The organism is Arthrobacter sp. ATA002, assembly GCF_026898095.1.
Taxonomy (GTDB): Bacteria; Actinomycetota; Actinomycetes; order Actinomycetales; family Micrococcaceae; genus Arthrobacter_B.
In genome coordinates this window covers 1034442-1052957 of the sequence record NZ_CP114015.1, presented here as the reverse complement: position 1 = coordinate 1052957, position 18516 = coordinate 1034442, and the positions used below count along the sequence as shown (strand labels likewise).

The following is an 18516-nucleotide window of genomic DNA, read 5'->3' as shown; positions in this document are numbered from 1 at the left end:
GTTGGCTTACTTGCTGACCAGTAAGTAACATTGGACGCTACCACATGTTAGTAAGATCACAAGAGATAATTCACAAGCCGCCGTCACCGCCGAAGAGGACACCCTGACACACGAAACCAACAGCAATGTTTCCCGCACCCGGCCCGCCACCCAGCGCAAGCGGTCAGAGATCCTCGAGGCCGCAATCGACATCTTCGGCAACAAGGGTTATGCCAACGGAACCCTTGCCGACATCGCGGAACAGGTGGACATCACCCACTCCGGCGTGCTCCATCACTTCGGTTCCAAACAGAATCTCCTGCTCGAGATGCTCACGTACCGGGATGAGACAGACGTTGCGGATCTCGACGAGCGGCACATCCCGGACGGGCCAGAACTGTTCCTGCATCTAGTGCGGACGGCCCTCGCCAACTCACGGCGTGCAGGCGTCGTGCAGGTCTATACCGTGCTCTCAGCTGAGGCGGTTACGGATGACCACCCGGCACGCCCGTTCTTCGACAACCGGTACGCTACCCTTCGGCGCGAGGTCGGTGATGCCTTCGGTGTCCTGTGCGCACAGGAGGGCGTCACGGAGCCGGCTACGGTCGGCGCAGCGTCTGCCAGCATCTTGGCGGTGATGGACGGGCTGCAGTTGCAGTGGCTCCTGCACCCGGAGGAAATCGACCTCGCGGAGACCAGCGAGTTTGCAATCCGTGCGATTGTCAACGCGGTGCTGCGTCCCGGGCCGGAGCTGTCCGACTATGTCCGGTCCGGCACCGATTGATGACGATGACGCGCCCGGCCTGTCCCCCGCAGCGGATGAGATGATCGTATGCAGCACCAGCGCGCTACGAACCGAAGGACTTTCATGAGAATCACCATTATCGGCGGATCCCAGGGCACCGGCGCCCAGCTGGCATCGCTGGCGCAAGAAGCAGGCCACGAGGTCACCGTGTTGTCCCGCAGCGGCCGCGGTCCTGCCGGTGTCCGCGCTGTCGCCGGCGATGCTTCTGATTCCACGGCTGCCGCAGAGGCCGTGGCGGGGGCCGACGCCGTCGTGGTCACCGTGGGCGGCGCCAAGGGCGTGTCCCGTCAGCGTGCCGCCGTGACGGAGACCGTCACCCGCGCGATGCGGGACGCTGGAGTGCGCAGGCTCGTTGTGCAGTCGTCCCTGGGCGCGGGAGATTCGGCGGCGCAAATGCCCGCACCGCTGCGGCTTCTCATGCGGGTGGTGCTCGCCAAAGCACTGGCCGATCACAACGAGCAGGAGGCGCTGGTCCGGAATTCCGGCCTGGACTGGACCGTTCTCCGGCCCACCGGCCTTACGGACAAGGAACCCACCGGGACCTGGAAGGCGCTGACGACGGACGACGACGGCCGCCTTGGGGGTTCAATCCCCCGCCGGGATCTGGCCGCCTGCATGCTGCAGGTTCTCAGCGATAATTCCACTGTTGGCAAAGCCCTCGGAGTGAGCAGCTAAACCGGCCGGCTCCGAAGGCTCCCCGGTTGCGCGCTGGAAGCTCTTGCCGGGTTTCAAACGCATGCCGGGATGAGTCGAACCAGCCGCTCAGTAGTGGTACCGCGCCTGGAGGATCACGAGATCGTCACCGTCGATGAGGTAGACCAGCCGGTGCTCGTCGGTGATACGCGGCGGTCATGAGCCCTGGGCGCCATCCTTGGGTTGCCCAGGTTTCCCGATACCGCCGAATGGATCACGCAGGCATGTGGGATGAGCTGAGCTGCTGCCCGCTCAACCGATCAAGTACACGCACCCGCGCCCCTCCGAGGACAACGTGTCAGCAAAGGACCTTGCACGATGCAGGTAGGGGACTACATAGGTGAGCTCGGACGTCACCAGCTGATCAGTCGAGCCTCCACCGCTCAGGCACGCTTCGACGTCATGGTCGCGGATCGTTTTCAAATCCTGGGCGATCAGTGAGACCTCGTCAGGTGCGAGGGCACGCACCCACGGGTGCCAGGAATAACCGTCGGCGATGAAGGCAACCTGTCCTTCGAACATCCGGTGGGCCGGTCTGGCCTTGGCATCAGCCGAGCACGGAGCAGTGAGCCACTGCAAATACCGCCATGCCTTATCGAGATACAGAAAGTCGCGCTCCGGCCGGGACTGCTTGAACTCTGTGACGCCCAGGGTGAAACCCGGTTCGAGACCGCAGGCATCCGCGTAGGGGTCGGAGCCGAGCACCAGGGAAGGGTCAGCCAGGACTTCCCTGGTTTGATCGCCGTCGAACGCGTAGGCGTAGTACCTGATTCCCATATGCCGATTTTGAGGCAGCGCTTCCCTGAGCGGGCGAACCTCCTGCTGCCTGTGGATAACTCGCGGCCACGAAGCTGATCCTTCACTGCACGTCAGCGTCCTCCACCGCAATTCGACGCCGGCCAACGTGAAGCGATGCCACCCACAGGCAACAAGGTGAGAACGACGTTACTCGACCACGGACCGCACAATCTCGGTAATGCGCTTTTCGGTGTCGTCGTCGATGGTCTCGAAATACCATGCGGCCGGCATCAGGCTGCCGTCCGCCCCACCGGCAGGTCGGAAGGCGGCCTTCTCCGTGATCGCGAGGTTCAAGCGTTCGTCATTGCGCAGGGTCACGAGCGCGGGATCGCTGGCCGTCTTCGCGTAAGCGGGCATTCCGTACCAGATCCGCGGTTTCAGGGTAGGGGCCGCAGTGAGGATGATGTCATGCACACGGTGCATAGCCTCTCGTTGCGGCTCTTCCATCTTTGAGATTTTCTCGATTACCTGAGCCAGGTTTTTCTCGTCCTTCGATGACATGTCATGTCCTTTCGTCAGCCGGTGCCGGGCATCGGCGAAATGAAGTTGGCGTATGCGTACGCCGCACTCCATCCGGACATGTCCTGAACTACTCAGGCCTCTCCGCGATGATTCACGTGGTCCTCACGTGGAAGCGCAGTAGGTGGCGTGTGCCACCAAAATCAGGGTACCTGTCCTGCGGACGGATGCAACCGTCCGTCCGAAAGATCCGCTTTCGAAACGCGCTACCCGGGCTCGGTCCCCATCGGTTTCACCATGATTAGACATGGTGTGCCTTCTCCCCAGAGCTCCGCCTCTACCAAGGGCAGGAATCCCGGCTTTTCATAGAAGGCCCGGGTCAATGCATACCCGGCATCCGGCTGCGTCGGGGAACACTGTCATGCAGTATGCGCGCAACCCCGTCCGAACGGTCTTCGACCCCAGGCATTCCGGTCATTTCATTAATCAGCGCGTCGATAGTGCACGGAAATTGTGCCGTTGCTGAGTGGTTCCGACGAGATCAGATCGAGGCGGCGCGTGCCGCGCAGCAGCCCCTGATACAGGGTCGGGCCATGGCCGGCGATCATCGGGTGAACGAGGAATCGATACTCGTCAATCAGGTCCCACCGGTCCAGCGCCGTCGCAAGGTTTCCGCTGCCGACGAGCACCCCGTCGGGGGTCCGTTCCTTGAGCTCCTGCACAGCACTGCGCACGTCACCGGCCACATGGTGGCTGTTGGTCCACGGGTAATCGCTGCGGGTCGTGGACACAACGTATTTTGGTATGGCGTCCAGCTTGAGAGCCCACTCGCGCATCGCTTCCGGCGCTTCGACGTCGCCGCTCGCTACCGCCGGCCAGTAGCTCTCCATCATCTCGTAGGTCGTGCGGCCCCAGAGCATGGCGCCGCTCTCGTCCAGGAGGCGGGTGAAGTGGGCATGTGTTTCGCCGTCGGCAATCCCCTCCCGGTGGTTGATGCAACCATCCAGGGTGACGTTGATACTGAAAGTGAGCCGGCCCATACGAAGATTCTAGGGCTGGGGTTTTCAGGTGCAACGGCCTGCGGATTGAATCCAGTCGCGCCGAAGCAGGCCGTATATCCAGGAGTCGGACACGTCGCCGTTGACGATGCAGTCCTCGCGCAATGTCCCCTCACGAACGAAACCGAGTTTCTCCAGCACGCGGGCCGAGGCCATGTTGCGTGTATCTGTTTCGGACTGCACCCGGTTGAGATTGAGATTGTCAAAAGCCCAATCCAGAAGAACGCGGGCTGCCTCCGTCGCGTAGCCGCTGCCCCAAGCCGACTGGGCGAGGCAGTACCCCAGCGAGGCACTGCGGAAGTCGGGGTTCCACCCATTGAAAGTGCACCAGCCCAAGAACTCACCGTCAGATTTGCGGGCGAGAGCTACCCTGGCACCGGTTTCTTCGTCCGCCATCCGCTGGCATCCGTCCAGGAAGCGTGCGGCCTGCGCCCGCTCCGTCCACGGCGGACTGTCCCAGTAGCGCAGCACTTCGGCGTTGCTCTGCAGCGCGAAGAGGTCGTCGGCGTCGGCATCGGCGAAGGGCCGCAACAGTAGCCTCTCGGTGTGCAAAATGGGCGTCGGCAGAGTCATGCATGCCACCCTGCCATATGAACCGCCCTCCGCCGTGGACCTCATCCAGGGTCCCTTGAATGCCGCTGGACCAGCCCTGCCGGATGCAGACAGCGCTGCTGAACACCCGGGCCGAGATCCCGAATCTGCTAGAATTTTCGATGGCCTCCGGGCCACGGCATCGATGACACGACACGCGAAGTCCACAAGAACCTTCTGACACGGCACGGTCGATCGCCTCCACACCGCCAACTGTCAGGAGATTCCATGGCGCCCCCTCAAACATCCCGCCCAAACGTCAAGGGACGTGCAGGTGGAATGATCGCGGTCGCAGCAGCCGCCGCCTTCCTTGCCACATTCAACGAAACGTTCCTCAACGTAGCTTTCACGCCGATCATGCAGGACTTCGGCGTGAACGTGGCCACCGTGCAGTGGCTCACCACCGGCTATCTGCTGGTGGCAGCGGTCTTCGTGCCTGTCGCGAACGTGCTGTACCACCGGTTCCCCACACGCCCCCTGTTCGTCGTCGTCGTCGCACTCATGACGGTCGGTTCGGTGGTGGGAGCCCTCGCCCCGAGCTTCGAAATACTCCTTGTCGCGCGGTTGCTGCAGGCCATCGGCACCGGCCTGCTCACCCCTATCGGCATGAACATCACCCTTGCCGTGTCCCCGCGGGAAAAGCTTGGCCTGAACATGGGCATCATGGCGGCAATGACGACGCTCGGCCCGTCACTGGCGATCGTCCTGTCCGGCGTCATTCTCACCGTCGCTCCCTGGACCACGTTGATGTGGGTCTTCGGCGCACTCACCCTCGCGGTACTGCTTGCCGGCGCGGTCGTCCTGCGGAACGTTGCCGAACTGGGCCGGCCGGTTCTGGACATCCTGTCGTTCATCCTGGTTGCCGTCGGCCTGGCAGGCATCCTTTACGGCGTGTCCAGCGCCTTCGAGGGATCCGCCCTGTACGCGGGTGCCTCCGGCGTCGTTGGGCTGCTCGCGATGTGGCTGTTCGTCATCCGGCAGCGCCGCATTGAACATCCCCTGCTCGACCTGCGCCCGTTCTCCAACGCCCCCTTCGTGTTCGGCGTGCTGATGACGATGCTTGGCCTGGTCTTCGTGTTCGCCATGAACGTCACCATTCCGCTGTTCCTCCAGGGTGCACTCGACATGCCGCCGCTGGGTGCTTCACTCACCCTCGCCCCGGGCATCCTCCTTACGGTGGGGATGGGGCCCATTGCCGGGCGCCTCTTCGACCGGCACGGCGGCCGTTGGTCCATCCCGCTCGGGTACCTCGTCATGGCGGTCTTCGTCACGCTCGTCGGAGTCGCTGCCGGCCATTCATCTGTTTGGATCTTCGGGCTCCTCTACGTCCCGGCGGTGCTGGCTACGGCATTCGTCATCGGACCGGCACAGACTTTCGCGCTGTCCCACCTGGACCGTGAAACCAGTGCACACGGCGTCACGGTTGTTTCCACCAGCTTCCAGATCGCCGGCTGCGTGGGTACCTCGCTCGCCACCGGTATCTACGGCGCCCTGATTGCGGCGAACATGGGCGCAGGGCGCAGCGAAAGCGACGCGCTGCTCACCGGCTTCCACGGCTCCGTCGGCCTGGTGGTTGCCACCTCGTTCCTCGGCATTGTCCTCGCTTTCCTGGCGTACCGTTCGGTGCGGTCACGCCGCGCGGCGGAAAGCGTTCAGAGTCCGGCAAACACCGTCCAGTCGATCATGAAGTCCGATGTGTACGCCCTGTCCTCGGACTCCACGGTGCTTGACGCTCTGCAGACCTTCACCGAACGCGGCATCTCCGGAGCGCCGGTCCTCGACGCGGAGGGCAGGCTGGCAGGCTTCCTTTCCGACGGCGACGTCCTGCGGTATCTGTCCGCAACCCATCCCTCGTCGACGTCGATCTACTCCTACGCGATCGGTGCCGACGACGATCTGGACCGGGCGATGTCCGATCTGGCGACCCTGAATGTTCTGCGGCTTGCCACGCACGACGTCGTCACCATCGACGCCAATGCGGCGATCAGTGACGCCGTGGCTGCGTTGTCGGACGCGCGGCTCAAGAAAGTACCAGTGGTCAGCGGGGATGATTCCCGCCCCGTTGGGATCGTGAGCCGGTCCGCGGTCAACCGCCTGGCGGTCGCCGCTTACCTGCGCTCACGCAGCGGAAGTATGCAGTCTGAAGGCGGCAAGACGGCATAAACCGTAGCCCGCGTAGTTCGTAGAAACAGGCCGGACCCGGGTTTGGTTACAGGAATGCCGCCCTCGCTCATCACCGAGGGCGGCATTCTCTTGATGCAGGTCGAGAACTAGACGCTAAACCTAAACTCCACCGCCGCGTCGTTCCCTAACGGAATAACGTCTGCTTCTGAGGCATGCTCCTGCGGCCTCCTGAGCTATCGGGGGGACGACACGATCCATGAGGCGGGCAGGCAGGAACCGCGCCATTGGCAGGGTGAAGGCAGCATCCGTTCCAAGGCTGTATCTGGTTCGAGGACGCTTGGTGGTGACGATCTTCGTGATCTTTCTCGCGGCCTGGTCTGCCGTCATCGCCCGCTGCAGGAACGAGGATTGGAAGCTCACCGTCGAAGAGATCAAGGCACCCTAGAGGCGGGTGTGCTCCTTGCTCATGCCCTGCGAAAGTTCGAGCGAGAGCGGCCCGCTCTTGGCGGCCATAGGAGTCTTCACTCCACCGGACTGGATGATCACGACCTGAATACCCTGAGAACCTGCCCGGTGCGCGTGCGACAAACGGACTCACTACCGTGAGAGGAGCTTTTCACCGTCGCGGCACAGTTCCCCGGTGGGCGCGACACGGCGGTAGAGGGTTTGGCGGGTGACGCCGGATTCGGCGCAGAGGTCGCTGACCTTGGTTCCGGGTTTGCCCATGGACGCCAGGGCGAGCCCGAGTTTCGCCGGGGTCATCTTGTAGGGGCGTCCGCCGTTACGGCCGTGGGCCCGGGCGGAGGCGAGCCCGGCCAGGGTGCGTTCAGAGATGAGTTCACACTGAGAGCGATGTCCCCCGGTGCCCGGGGTTAGGCTTCCGGGCCGAGCATCGCGGCGGCCGTGGCCCGGTCTGCCTTAGCGCCGGTGGTCAGCGCATACAGCGCATAACCGAGTGGGGAGGCCTCCCACAGGTGCCGGGCCTGGGCAGCCATGCCGGGGTGCACGTGCCCGCCGGCCTGTTCGTACGAGGCGAGAGTGATCTGCAGCATCTCCTCCCCGCCGGCACCGTACTGGGCCGCCAGGTCTCGGGCAGGGTCGTCAACGCGGGCCGTCGTCCAGTCCAGGACCCCGGTGATTGTGCCGTGCTTGTCGAACAGGATGTGGGCAGGGTAGATCTCCCCGTGGGTCATCACGGTCTCCTCCGGCCAGCAGATGTCGTCCTCGAGCCAGTTCTGCCATGCCTCGGCCAAAGCCGGGGCGACGGTGAACTCCGCACTAACCCGAGCGACGTCGTCATGCCATGCCTGGCGGACTTGCTCGGGGGATCGAACCTCTACGCCCGCTGCCTCGGCCTCCGTCGCGCCCAGAGAGTGCAGGCAGGCCAGCAAGCGTCCCAGTCGGCCGGCGTAGTCCGGACTAGCCGGATCCATGTGCCAGAGGACTTCCCCGGTCTCAGAAAGTGTCAGGCCCGGGGCACCGGGCAAAGCCGGGTAGGCGATCAGGTCCGGGGCGCGAACCTGCCAATCCGGAACCGCCACCCCTTCGGCCGCGAGGACTGGAGCCACGAGGTCGAGGATACGGACCTCGGCGGCCATGCCCTCGGACACGTCTACACGGCGTGGAATCCGCAGCACCCAGCGGCGCCCGGCCTCGTCAGAGGCCATGACTACGCGGTAGTCCAAGCCCGCCTCATTCACGGTCGCACCCTCAGCGGTCACCGACAGGCCGTAGGAGACGGCCAGGGCGATGGCGTCATCAAGCGTGTTCACGGGACCATCCTTTCACCTGTCGGCACGTACCATCCAAACGAGTTCCCATGGCTCCCCCCGCACTCACCGATCAGGCCGCTAAGTTGGATCTGCTCTGGAGAAGCAACCGCCGCTCCTTCCACCCGACCTAACCAATCGAACCTTGCACTCACCCGGCCTTGCTTGACCTCTGCATTACCTACTTCTCGCAGAGCGACACCCCGCCACTACATAGGGGATTATTATGGTGTCACTCTACGAAATCGATCTGCCTGGCGTGTGTGCCTGGCGGGATCCGGCTGGTGCCCTTGCCCGTTTCTCGCCCGCTGGCTTTCCGCAGGTAGACCCGACCGAGCCGTTGTACATTGGCGTCGCAAAATCGTCTCCGCGAAACGTTTTGCTGACATGCATCTAGCGACAACAAGGGTATCTGCAATTCGCCGCTCTCTTGCGGCATTGTTGGTCGATGAGCTGCGCTTGCTGCCGGGAATTGCCGTGGACCCGCGACGCCGCACCAAATTCAGCCTTGCGCCAGCAGCAGAGCAACGTCTGACCAACTGGATGACGACACACTTGCAGGTGACCTGGATACTCCATCCAGTGCCCGAGAGTTTCGAGGAAGACATCATCAAGAGGCTCACTCCGCCGCTCAACTACGACTACGCCACCAAGGGTCCCTACGCAGAGCCACTTCAGGTACACAGGGACCAGCTGCTTGCTCGGGTGGGCGCCTAGCAGCCACCACCCTCCTTCTCTGTTTCTCTACGCTGCCAAGGTTTCCAGAACCGCGCGTTGGCTAAGGTCGAGCCGCTCGCTGCAGTTGGAGTCGCGCTTCGTAAGGCTGCAGGCAAACAAAAAGCGCTTCCCGGATAGTCCGGGAAGCGCTTTTCGGAAGGCGACTACACGTTAGAACCTAAACTCCACCACGTTCCGTAGCGGAATAACCTCTGTTTCTGAGGCATGCTCCTGCGGCGTCCTGAGCTATCGGGGGACGACGCGATCCATGAGGCGGGCAGGCAGGAACCGCGCCATTGGCAGGGTGAAGGCAGCGTCCGTGCCAAGGCTGTATCTGGTTCGAGGACGCTTGGTGGTGACGATCTTCGTGATCTTTTTCGCGGCCTGGTCTGCCGTCATCGCCCGCCGCAGGAACGAGGATTGGAAGCTCACCGTCGAAGAGATCAAGGCACCATAGAGGCGGGTGTGCTCCTTGCTCATGCCCTGCGAGAGTTTGAGCGAGAGCGGCCCGCTCTTGGCGGCCATAGGAGTCTTCACTCCGCCGGACTGGATGATCACGACTTGGATGCCCTGAGGAGCCACTTCCCGGCGCAGGGCATCGCTGGCCGACTCGAACGCGGCCTTGGACCCGGGATACGCTCCGTAGATGGGCAGAGTGGCCACTGCCCCTACGGAGCTGATGTTGACCACGCGGCCCCGGCTTTTCCGCAGCGCGGGCAGTAACGCCTGGATGACCCGGATGTGTCCGAAGAGGTTGACCTCGAACTGCTGCCGCCATGTGTCGAGCGGGAGGACCTCGATAGGTGCGTTGATCTCGATCCCGGCGTTGTTGATCACCGCTCGCAGCGCTCGCTCCTGAGGATCATCGGCGATTCGGGCGGCGAGCGCCTCGATATGTTCACCAATGGTGATGTCCAGCATCACCGGTTCGATGCACTTAGCGCGGATCGCATCAGCGTCCGCGTCTCGTCTGACGCCGGCAAGGACGTGGTAACCGCGAGAAGCGAGCTCGCGCGCGGTGGCCGCCCCGATCCCTGTCGAGGCACCGGAGACGACGATCAGCTCCCCCGTCGACGTGGTCCTAACACTGCACCGTTCCCGAACTGTCATGTACACAATGTAGGCACTGCCTACCAATGTTGTCCCGGTCGGGGGCGGAGACAGAAAGGCCCGGAATGCATGCACTACGCACCCCGGGCCTTCCTTCAACAATCCGTTGAGAACTAGACATTGAAGCGGAACTCCACCATGTCACCTCATGTAGCAACCCCTGAGCGATGCGAGCAGGCTAGAAGCCCCTCCCCGAAATCCCTACTTGCAAATACTGCAAGTAGTTGCAAGTATTGCCGGATGAACGCTGAGTCCCCTATTAATCCTCAGGATCGGGAAATCACCACACCCGATCAGGCCCGGCGGCTCCTCACCGCCATTCCGGAAAGACCGCGGCGAGAATTCACAATCGCTGACCACGCAAGCACCGCAGTGACAGTCGCCGGCTCGTTTTTTTCAGGACTGGTTGCCCTGATCGGTCATCCTTGGTGGGCAATCATTCCCACCCTCTGCACGCTGATCACGTCGCATTACTGGATCGCCAGCCGCCTGGCACGTCCCAACGAGCCTCGCCTCAAGGTGACCGCCGTTAGCGCGGCCTTCACCGTATGGTTACTCATTCCAGTCTGGAGAGGCATCTCCCACGGGGAGACGATCCCCTTCCCTGAGGCCTTCCTCTTCGCCGGTCTCGCACCGGCAGCCTGGCTAACGTTCTATATCATTCTGTTGATCCGCCGCTGAGGCACGCATGGCCCACACCGAACTCGACGCGCATCTAGTCGCCCCCAAGCGATTCGTGACCATGGCGCACCTTTCGCAAGTAGAGCAAGCAGACTACCCTTCGCTGCAAGAAACAACCGGACTGTCGACACCTGACCTCTCAAAAATCATCCGCGACCTCGAGGAACGAGGGCTGGTCGAAGTGAGCAAAGAGCGTCGTTCCCGCTACGGTACTACCAGAGTCAGGCTCACTCCGGAGGGACAGAAGACATTTAGAGCTCTTCTCTCCACGATCAATCGAATCGCAGGTCAGTGAGCGCCCCCTCAGCACCCCGGCAAACGAGGTCCACCAACCATCAAGGGAAAATTCAGCCCGTCCAGTCGCGCCTGAGCAGACCGTACACCCAGGAGTCGGATACGTCGCCGTTGACGATGCAGTCCTCGCGCAACGTCCCCTCAAGCACGAATCCGAGTTTCTCCAGCACACAGGCTGAGGCCATGTTGCGTGTTCTGCCTCGGGCTGAACCCGGCTGAGGTCAAGACTGTTGAAGGCCCAGACCAGCAGGGAGCGTGCCGCCTCCGTCGCGTAGCCGCGGCCCTAAGATTCCTGGGTGAGGCAGTACCCCAGAGAGGCACTGCGGAAAGGGAGCCACTAGGCGCTGGTGGCGATGCCTGCGAAGGGGTTGTTGCCCACAAATATCATGGACATGGCCGCGATGGTGAAGCCTTTGGTGCCGAAGCACACAATGAGGCCGGCCAGGGGCAGGGCCAATGCTGCGATGCCGAGGGAGACGCTTGACGCCACGGGGATCATGGGACCCTCGATGCTGCCGAACACGTACTTTAAACGGGAGCGACCACGAAACCGCCTGTTATCCCGGTCGAGGGCGAAGACAGAAAGGAACGGAACGCACTAGGCACCCCGGGCCTTCCTCAAACAATCCGTGGAGAGCTAACCATTGGAGCGGGACTCCACCACGTTCCGTAACAGACCAACGTCACATCTGGATTATGGTGTCGGCGTCGTGACCTGCTCAAGGGCCCTTGTTTCATACGGTTCTTCACCGGCAAAAGGGAACCTCCGCGGAAGACGAGACTTCCCTTCCTGCAAGCGATCCTAGCCGTAGGTTGTATCCACTTCGGCAAACGATGACAACCCGAGCATCCCGAGGATAAACGGTGCCAACGCGACGATCGTCAACACCCCGGCAATGATCCACAGCACCAGTGTCCGGTTCCTGGATTCCCGAAGCCGGGTAGCCATCGCCATTCCGGCCACCACGAGGGGCAACCCCGGGAAGACAGCGAAAGCCAGGACTTCAAGGACAATGAAGCCCGCGAATATCCATTCCGTCCGGTTGTAGAGACACTCAGGTCTGGTCAGTTTCGTCGGCTCCGTCATCGGGCCATTCTGTCATTCCTTTGTCCGCCGCCCACGAACCCTCGGGATCGTAGGCGTGACAGCCCTGCGCCCTTTCCCTCTATACATACGAAAATGCCGCCCTCAGCGTTTCCGGTGAGGGCGGCATTGCCAATGAGTTAGACGATAAACCTACACATTAAATCTAAATTCGACCGCGTTCCGTAGCCGGGCAACCTCTGCTCCTCACGTCCTAGATTCGTGCAAGCGCCAGAGCCTGCACCTTGCCTTCAACAAAAACGCTTCTCAACCACCTATGTGGTGGAGCCAGGCCTGGAATCGAAAGTTATTCGGATCGAGAAGAATGTCGTCGAGGGCGAGTGTAGAAGCGGAGTTGGAAACCATGAGCAGAACCTGCAGGCGGCCACCTCCCGATCTGATATCCCAGGACCGCGGCGACGATAACATTGGCGGAAGCTACCCGACTCGCCCATTCGACCGCCGACGCTGAACCCTCGCAAGGATCCACATGGACACAGATACTGCACCTGACCCGTTCTCCCGTCGTCTCCGCTACTACGGCCCCAGCGACTATGCAACCTATTGGCAAATCGAGCAAGCTGCTGAAGTAATTAGGGGGTTCGACCCAGCTTCTCCCCCGGAGGATGTCAACAGCATCCTGGAACTGCACAACGCACGGCTATTCATAGAGGCAGGTTTTTCCCCCTAATATCCGTGAAGACGACCGAAAGGCCATCCTCGCAGGCGCCGCACACACTCGACGGACAGTCGCGCAGTGGTTTAACACCCTGAAGGACGACAATCTCAACGAGATGTTACCGAAAGTCGACTGGCAGTATCATGAACACCTTCTCGATCTCTTGGCTGGCCTCGGAGTCTTCGGACGCTGCTCGGCCGGTGCAATGCTGACTGCGCTCGAACACGCTAGAGTTCGCCTCGGCGACATGCTCACGAGCAAGCGGCTGGTGGACTACTATGACACGGCCGTGCGAGAACGGCTTCTAGCCGAGCCGAGCCAAGCTGAACTTGTGGTCAGTTTTCACCTTGAGGACAAGAAGAAAGTGGACAGCTTTCTTCCCGCGAGTTTCAGTGCAATAGACTCGCGGGCCCTGATGGATGCCTACATCGACAGCTCGGAGCCGAACCCGAATTATCTTGACCTAATCGCACACGCTGCGATCGACAGCAGCGCCGGAATAGATGCCAAGCTGATTGTTAAGGCGAGGCGTCGGTACGACTCGATTATCAAAGATTTCTTCAATACGACCCCCGGCATCAAGACTGGTTGCGCCGTTGCCATATCACCGACCCAGGTTGAGCCGATGACTGCAACGTTGAACGACATGGTCATCGAATACAGCTTCAGCGAGGCCTGGCTGGAAAGCACGTTGGACTTTCCGTCCATTCTGAACAACTTCCAGTTCCTCCTCGAGTTCGCACCCCATGACGGGCTCCTAACTCTCCCCGCATTCGATAGCGAACGCCGCGGGCTTGAAGTCGCCATGGGTTTGAGCGGCACCGCACACTACCGCACCGGGCATGCATTTAGTACCAAGGACCGTGCGACACTACTCCAAACGGAGATGTACCAGCGGTACTTGGCGACAAAGGATATCGACCTAGAAACGGTGATCCGCTGGTACTTCGAAGAGCACCTTACTGCGGAATATGGCGTCACGAGTTTCGTGTTCAACATGTCAAGTCCGACAGCAAATTCTCTAGAGCGGTGTCGGAATCTGTTCGCCGAAATGGAGTCCGTGGCAACGCAGTTCAACCTGTTCATAGAGGACGGCGAAATCGACCATGACTTAGCGGCAGCGGGAGCGGATCAGGTCCGATACCGAACGATTCCCAGTGCGTTGGAAGGAAAGTATGCATATGCGACGGACCATGTTGAGATCCGAACGGTCCTGCACACGTTGTTCTCTGATCAGTCGCATCTGGCTTACATTAACGAGGATTTGAAAGGCCACAACCTAGTCGACCTGCTTCAGCGAAACCAGGTGTCGTATGAATCGCTTCACGAGTACCAACGCCCCCTCATCGACAAACTGATCGAACTCGGAGCCGCCGAGAACACCGGCAAGCGCGTCCGGCTCAAGGACCCCGGATTGTTTCGCGTCCTGAAGTCACTCAATGACTACCAAGCGGTTGCCTACCACCATCTCAGCGAGAGGTCCCGCGTACACGTCGATAGGATGCTCGATGCTGGTTGGCTCGTGACACGTTCGTCACTGCTCACCGACGCCGAAGCGTCCTACTTCAACTACAACCTCAACTCAAACCAATTCAGCAACGGGCCGAAGTTGCGCAATAAGTATCAACACGGCACCCAACCCAAGGCCGGCGGCGAGGCACAGCATCAACAAACCTACTACTTCGCTCTTCGATTGATGATTGCGCTGCTGATCAAGATCAACGACGAGTTCTGGCTTCTTGATATGAAGAAGAAGGGGCCTGCCTGAGCTTGCCTTGGCAATGGCTTCAATGCGTTATTACGGGCGTTTCCTTTGCAATTATGGTCGAGGGGTAAGTCCGCCGATCGTAGCCTTCGTCTTGCCGTAGAGTTCCGATCAGCACCTCGTTGATCGTTTACAACAAGGACTAAAAGGACTTGCGCGTCTTCGAGCCTCCATAAACGCGCCCATTCAGCCACTAAGTCTAAACTCCACCACCACGTTCCATAGCCGACTAACCCCACCATGGCACCGTTGTGTCTCCTACGGACTTCAGGATCGACTGATTACTCCACAGGCCTATCAGACGTTCAGTAGCCTATAAGGGCAACCATCGACATTCTTCAGTCACTCCAGAGCGACGACTATGTACGCTCTGTGTCCTACGGGAACAAATAACTACCAGGAGGCATAGCGAGCATTGCGCACCTACTCAGTTGGCACTTGGGATAACCAGTCGCCTTCCACGCCCTAGGAGTGAAGGCGACGGAAGATGTTAGCGAGAAGAATAACCGAATCAGCAGCAATCCCAGCGTCAGTCCTGGTAGCAGTTTCCCGGCGGTGCTTGACAGCTTGGGACAACTCGATGGATGCACGGGCAAGCTTTCGAATGTAGGAGTTCTCAGAGCCCCGGACTTCAACTTCAACGAAGCGATCGAAGCGCGTTTTTGTGCTTGCAACAGAAGGCTCAGGACTTTCCGCTTCACCGTGCTTCTCATGGACATAAACAGCCGCAGACAGCGCTTCAAGAATCGCCACGCAGTCGTTTCCAACGTTCGAATAGTCTTGTTGCGACGTCGCAGCATTGAAATGACGACGCATCTCAGCAATCTCCAGGTCAACGCGTGACCAACCCGTAACGGGGCGTGGAGAGATAGGCGTCGCCAGGGTCCAGGCCATGCTGGCAGCTTCTCGCTGATCCAAGAGTTCATGTAGCGGTTCAAAGAATCCCTCAACCATGTCGCGTCGGGCCTGCCAACTCCCATGACCATCATTTCGTCTCCAATACTTGCGGAATGAGTCAAAGTCACGGAACGGAACCTCAAATGTTTCTATGCCGAGACGCTTCAGCACCCGGTGGAGCGCACGCGTGAAAAGGAGAGAATCTTCGTTGCTCAATTTCGAGCCGCAAGTACCATAAAGCTCATATTCATCGTGGGCAAGATGAGCAAGAGCGACGGCTACTTCAACGTCAGGATGATCAGAGATCGGCCCCTGCACAATCGCTTCAAGGAGTTCTCTATTGAACTCGCGAGTTGTCGTCTGCTGCCCCCAGCCCCCGAGCGAAGAATCCGTCTCAGTGTAAAAATCATCTTCCTTCATAGGGGAAGGCTACCCGGGAGGACCGACAGGTCGAAAATATGCGCCTACCCACGAAGATGAAGAGAACACCAACTCAGCCAGGACCCAGCAAGGAATCTGAAGTCGTCGAACTACCGAGACGATTTTCAGTCCGAGCCCATGCAGGCGAATCGCAACAAACGGCGGACAACACTCGCTTGGTGGTTACACGACAAACGACTCCAAACGTGAACGACGTTCCATGCACCAATTAGGACAGACAAGAAGAAGGCGGCTTGACGCGCTTATTGCATGTCAAGCCGCCCTCAAAAATGAACGAAATTACGCGACTTTATACATTGAATCTAAATTCGACCACGTCGCCGTCGACCATGACGTAGTCCTTGCCTTCAATGCGGACCTTGCCGCGGGACTTGGCCTCGGCCATGGAACCGGCCTCGGCGAGGTCGTCGAAGGAGACAACTTCGGCCTTGATGAAGCCGCGCTGGAAGTCGGAGTGGATCACGCCGGCGGCCTGCGGGGCGGTGTCGCCCTTGCGGATGGTCCACGCACGGGTTTCCTTGGGACCGGCCGTCAGGTAGGTCTGCAGGCCCAGGGTGTGGAAGCCAACGCGGGCCAGCTTGTCCAGGCCGGACTCCTCCTGGCCGCTCATCTCCAGCATCTCGCGGGCTTCTTCCTCGTCCAGCTCTACCAGGTCGGCTTCGAGCTTGGCGTCGAGGAAGATGGCATCAGCGAGGGCCACCAGGGCGCGCAGTTCCTCCTGGCGCTCCGGGTTGCCCAGCACGGCGTCGTCCACGTTGAACACGTAGATGAAGGGCTTGGCGGTGAGCAGGCTCAGCTCGCGCAGGTGCTCCATCTCCAGCTTGTCCTTCTCCACGGAGGAGAAGATGGTGTCGCCGCGCTCCAGCACGGCCTGCGCGGCCTGCATGGCGGACAGCTGCGCGGCCTCGCGCTTCTTGATCTTCACTTCCTTTTCCACCCGCGGGATCGCCTTTTCCAGCGTCTGCAGGTCGGCCAGGATCAGTTCGGTGTTGATGGTCTCCATGTCCGAGCGCGGATCCACCTTGCCGTCCACATGGATGACATCGGGATCATCGAACACGCGGATGACCTGGGCAATCGCCTCGGCCTCGCGGATGTTGGCGAGGAACTGGTTGCCCAGTCCTTCGCCTTCCGACGCACCCTTCACAATGCCGGCAATGTCCACAAAGGACACCGTTGCCGGCAGGATGCGCGCGGAACCGTGAATCTCCGCCAGCTTGGCCAGACGCGGATCCGGAAGCGACACGACGCCGACGTTCGGTTCGATGGTGGCGAACGGATAGTTCGCCGCCAGCACGTTGTTGCGGGTCAGCGCATTGAACAGGGTTGATTTGCCGACGTTGGGCAGGCCGACGATGCCAATAGTAAGAGCCACGTTAAGCAATCATACCGGTGCCGCTCAGGCTCCGGCACGCCGCCCGCCCAGACCGCGGGAGGTGTCCCCCATGGCCTTGAGCGTGGCGCGGATTTCCTTGGGCAGGGAGAAGATGATGTCCTCCTGCGCGGTGACCACTTCTTCGACGTCGCCGTAGCCGTAATCGGCCAGCAGGTGCAGGACCTCCTGGACCAGGTTTTCCGGCACGGAAGCTCCGGACGTCACACCCACGGTGGCAACGCCCTCGAACCAGCTCTCGTCAATCTCGTTGGCGAAGTCCACCCGGTAGGAGGCCTTCGCACCGTACTCAAGCGCCACTTCCACCAGGCGAACGGAGTTCGAGGAGTTCGCGGAACCGACCACCAGCACCAGGTCCGCCTCGGGGGCGATCTTCTTAATGGCGGCCTGCCGGTTGGAGGTGGCATAGCAAATGTCGTCGCTGGGCGGATCCTGCAGGGTGGGGAACCGCTTGCGCAGCAGGTTCACCGTGTGCATGGCTTCATCGACGCTCAGCGTGGTCTGGGACAGCCAAATGACCTTGTCCGGGTCCCGAACAACCACCTTGTCCACATCTTCGGGACCGTTGACGATCTGCGTGTGCTCGGGGGCCTCGCCGTAGGTGCCTTCAACTTCCTCGTGGCCCTCGTGTCCGATCAGCAGGATGTCAAAATCGTCGCGGGCAAACCGCACGGCTTCCTTGTGGACCTTGGTCACCAGGGGGCAGGTGGCGTCGATGGTCTGCAGGTTCCGGTCCTTCGCGGACTGCACGACGGCGGGAGAGACGCCGTGCGCGGAAAAGATCAGCCGGGCGCCTTCCGGGACTTCGTCGGTTTCGTCCACGAAAATGGCGCCCTTTTCCTCCAGCGTGTGGACCACGTGCAGGTTGTGGACGATCTGTTTGCGGACGTAGATCGGCGGGCCGTAAGCTTCCAGCGCCTTCTCGACGGCGATCACGGCACGGTCCACACCGGCGCAGTAGCCGCGGGGTGCGGCGAGCAGGACGCGGCGCGCGCCGGAGACGGGTGCGGCGGCGGATACCTCCTGGGGGCTGCGGCGCCGGCGGGGCACGGTGGGCATAGGCACGGATACGGCAGTGCTGGTCATGCCTCCATGCTATCGGGTGCCCGGACACCGGACCGGCGGCTGGGCCGGGCGTCCGCTATGGGCGCACTGCCGGCGCGTGTCCGGCAGCTCTCC

Annotated in this window: 20 protein-coding genes and 1 pseudogene; 7 read left to right on the top strand and 14 right to left on the bottom strand. The window is 61.1% G+C overall.

The window, feature by feature from the left end; translation table 11 throughout:
* Positions 1 to 55: 55 nt before the first annotated feature.
* Together OL239_RS05375 and OL239_RS05370 are read left to right on the top strand one after the other, a co-directional pair.
* A complete protein-coding gene (locus tag OL239_RS05375; protein WP_329609399.1) occupies positions 56 to 763 on the top strand; it encodes a TetR/AcrR family transcriptional regulator in 708 nt (235 codons plus the stop codon).
* A gap of 84 nt (positions 764 to 847) precedes the next feature.
* Entirely contained in the window at positions 848 to 1459 is a 612-nt protein-coding gene (locus tag OL239_RS05370) for an NAD(P)-dependent oxidoreductase (protein ID WP_268911028.1), read from the top strand.
* Positions 1460 to 1546: 87 nt separating this feature from the next.
* On the opposite strand, the pseudogene OL239_RS05365 reads toward OL239_RS05370, so the two are convergent.
* The 5 genes and pseudogenes from OL239_RS05365 to OL239_RS05345 form a co-directional block, all read right to left on the bottom strand.
* Positions 1547 to 1702 (bottom strand): annotated as a pseudogene (locus OL239_RS05365) (type II toxin-antitoxin system YoeB family toxin); the annotation flags it as partial.
* A 27-nt stretch (positions 1703 to 1729) separates the two neighbouring features.
* Complete coding sequence (locus tag OL239_RS05360) at positions 1730 to 2254, bottom strand: hypothetical protein (protein WP_268911027.1); 525 nt, start codon at positions 2252 to 2254, stop codon at positions 1730 to 1732.
* Between the two features lie 168 nt (positions 2255 to 2422).
* Positions 2423 to 2776 (bottom strand): DUF1801 domain-containing protein, encoded by a 354-nt coding sequence (locus OL239_RS05355; RefSeq protein ID WP_268911026.1) that lies wholly within the window; start codon positions 2774 to 2776, stop codon positions 2423 to 2425.
* A 440-nt stretch (positions 2777 to 3216) separates the two neighbouring features.
* The gene (locus OL239_RS05350) at positions 3217 to 3774 is read right to left on the bottom strand and encodes a dihydrofolate reductase family protein (RefSeq protein ID WP_268911025.1); all 558 of its coding nucleotides are present in this window, start codon (positions 3772 to 3774) and stop codon (positions 3217 to 3219) included.
* 24 nt (positions 3775 to 3798) lie between these two features.
* Entirely contained in the window at positions 3799 to 4365 is a 567-nt protein-coding gene (locus OL239_RS05345) for a GNAT family N-acetyltransferase (RefSeq protein WP_268911024.1), read from the bottom strand.
* 297 nt (positions 4366 to 4662) lie between these two features.
* On the opposite strand from OL239_RS05345, the gene OL239_RS05340 reads away from it, so the two are divergent.
* Positions 4663 to 6546 (top strand): MFS transporter, encoded by a 1884-nt coding sequence (locus tag OL239_RS05340; RefSeq protein WP_268911023.1) that lies wholly within the window; start codon positions 4663 to 4665, stop codon positions 6544 to 6546.
* A 558-nt stretch (positions 6547 to 7104) separates the two neighbouring features.
* Here the strand turns inward: OL239_RS05340 and OL239_RS05335 are convergent.
* Both OL239_RS05335 and OL239_RS05330 read right to left on the bottom strand, forming a co-directional pair.
* Complete coding sequence (locus OL239_RS05335) at positions 7105 to 7269, bottom strand: hypothetical protein (RefSeq protein ID WP_442864224.1); 165 nt, start codon at positions 7267 to 7269, stop codon at positions 7105 to 7107.
* A gap of 110 nt (positions 7270 to 7379) precedes the next feature.
* Positions 7380 to 8279, bottom strand: a complete 900-nt coding sequence (locus tag OL239_RS05330; RefSeq protein WP_268911022.1) for a macrolide 2'-phosphotransferase — start codon at positions 8277 to 8279, stop codon at positions 7380 to 7382.
* 258 nt (positions 8280 to 8537) lie between these two features.
* On the opposite strand from OL239_RS05330, the gene OL239_RS19360 reads away from it, so the two are divergent.
* On the top strand, positions 8538 to 8993 hold the full coding sequence (locus OL239_RS19360; RefSeq protein WP_442864223.1) for a GIY-YIG nuclease family protein: 456 nt from the start codon (positions 8538 to 8540) through the stop codon (positions 8991 to 8993).
* A gap of 246 nt (positions 8994 to 9239) precedes the next feature.
* On the opposite strand, the gene OL239_RS05320 is transcribed toward OL239_RS19360, so the two are convergent.
* Positions 9240 to 10103 (bottom strand): SDR family NAD(P)-dependent oxidoreductase, encoded by an 864-nt coding sequence (locus OL239_RS05320; RefSeq protein WP_268911672.1) that lies wholly within the window; start codon positions 10101 to 10103, stop codon positions 9240 to 9242.
* 240 nt (positions 10104 to 10343) lie between these two features.
* On the opposite strand from OL239_RS05320, the gene OL239_RS05315 reads away from it, so the two are divergent.
* A complete protein-coding gene (locus OL239_RS05315; protein WP_268911020.1) occupies positions 10344 to 10784 on the top strand; it encodes a hypothetical protein in 441 nt (146 codons plus the stop codon).
* A 7-nt stretch (positions 10785 to 10791) separates the two neighbouring features.
* On the top strand, positions 10792 to 11079 hold the full coding sequence (locus OL239_RS05310) for a transcriptional regulator (RefSeq protein ID WP_268911019.1): 288 nt from the start codon (positions 10792 to 10794) through the stop codon (positions 11077 to 11079).
* 52 nt (positions 11080 to 11131) lie between these two features.
* On the opposite strand, the gene OL239_RS05305 is transcribed toward OL239_RS05310, so the two are convergent.
* From OL239_RS05305 to OL239_RS05295, 3 genes are all read right to left on the bottom strand, one after another.
* The gene (locus OL239_RS05305) at positions 11132 to 11263 is read right to left on the bottom strand and encodes a GNAT family N-acetyltransferase (protein ID WP_268911018.1); all 132 of its coding nucleotides are present in this window, start codon (positions 11261 to 11263) and stop codon (positions 11132 to 11134) included.
* Between the two features lie 152 nt (positions 11264 to 11415).
* Positions 11416 to 11601: a hypothetical protein gene (locus OL239_RS05300; RefSeq protein ID WP_268911017.1), complete on the bottom strand. Its 186-nt coding sequence runs from the start codon at positions 11599 to 11601 to the stop codon at positions 11416 to 11418.
* A gap of 279 nt (positions 11602 to 11880) precedes the next feature.
* Positions 11881 to 12165 (bottom strand): hypothetical protein, encoded by a 285-nt coding sequence (locus tag OL239_RS05295; RefSeq protein ID WP_268911016.1) that lies wholly within the window; start codon positions 12163 to 12165, stop codon positions 11881 to 11883.
* 791 nt (positions 12166 to 12956) lie between these two features.
* Here OL239_RS05295 and OL239_RS05290 point away from each other — a divergent pair.
* Positions 12957 to 14609: a hypothetical protein gene (locus tag OL239_RS05290; RefSeq protein ID WP_268911015.1), complete on the top strand. Its 1653-nt coding sequence runs from the start codon at positions 12957 to 12959 to the stop codon at positions 14607 to 14609.
* 462 nt (positions 14610 to 15071) lie between these two features.
* On the opposite strand, the gene OL239_RS05285 is transcribed toward OL239_RS05290, so the two are convergent.
* From OL239_RS05285 to OL239_RS05275, 3 genes are all read right to left on the bottom strand, one after another.
* Positions 15072 to 15923: a hypothetical protein gene (locus tag OL239_RS05285; RefSeq protein WP_268911014.1), complete on the bottom strand. Its 852-nt coding sequence runs from the start codon at positions 15921 to 15923 to the stop codon at positions 15072 to 15074.
* A 310-nt stretch (positions 15924 to 16233) separates the two neighbouring features.
* On the bottom strand, positions 16234 to 17319 hold the full coding sequence (ychF, locus tag OL239_RS05280; protein WP_268911013.1) for a redox-regulated ATPase YchF: 1086 nt from the start codon (positions 17317 to 17319) through the stop codon (positions 16234 to 16236).
* A 24-nt stretch (positions 17320 to 17343) separates the two neighbouring features.
* On the bottom strand, positions 17344 to 18423 hold the full coding sequence (locus OL239_RS05275; RefSeq protein ID WP_268911012.1) for a 4-hydroxy-3-methylbut-2-enyl diphosphate reductase: 1080 nt from the start codon (positions 18421 to 18423) through the stop codon (positions 17344 to 17346).
* Between the last annotated feature and the right edge of the window lie 93 nt (positions 18424 to 18516).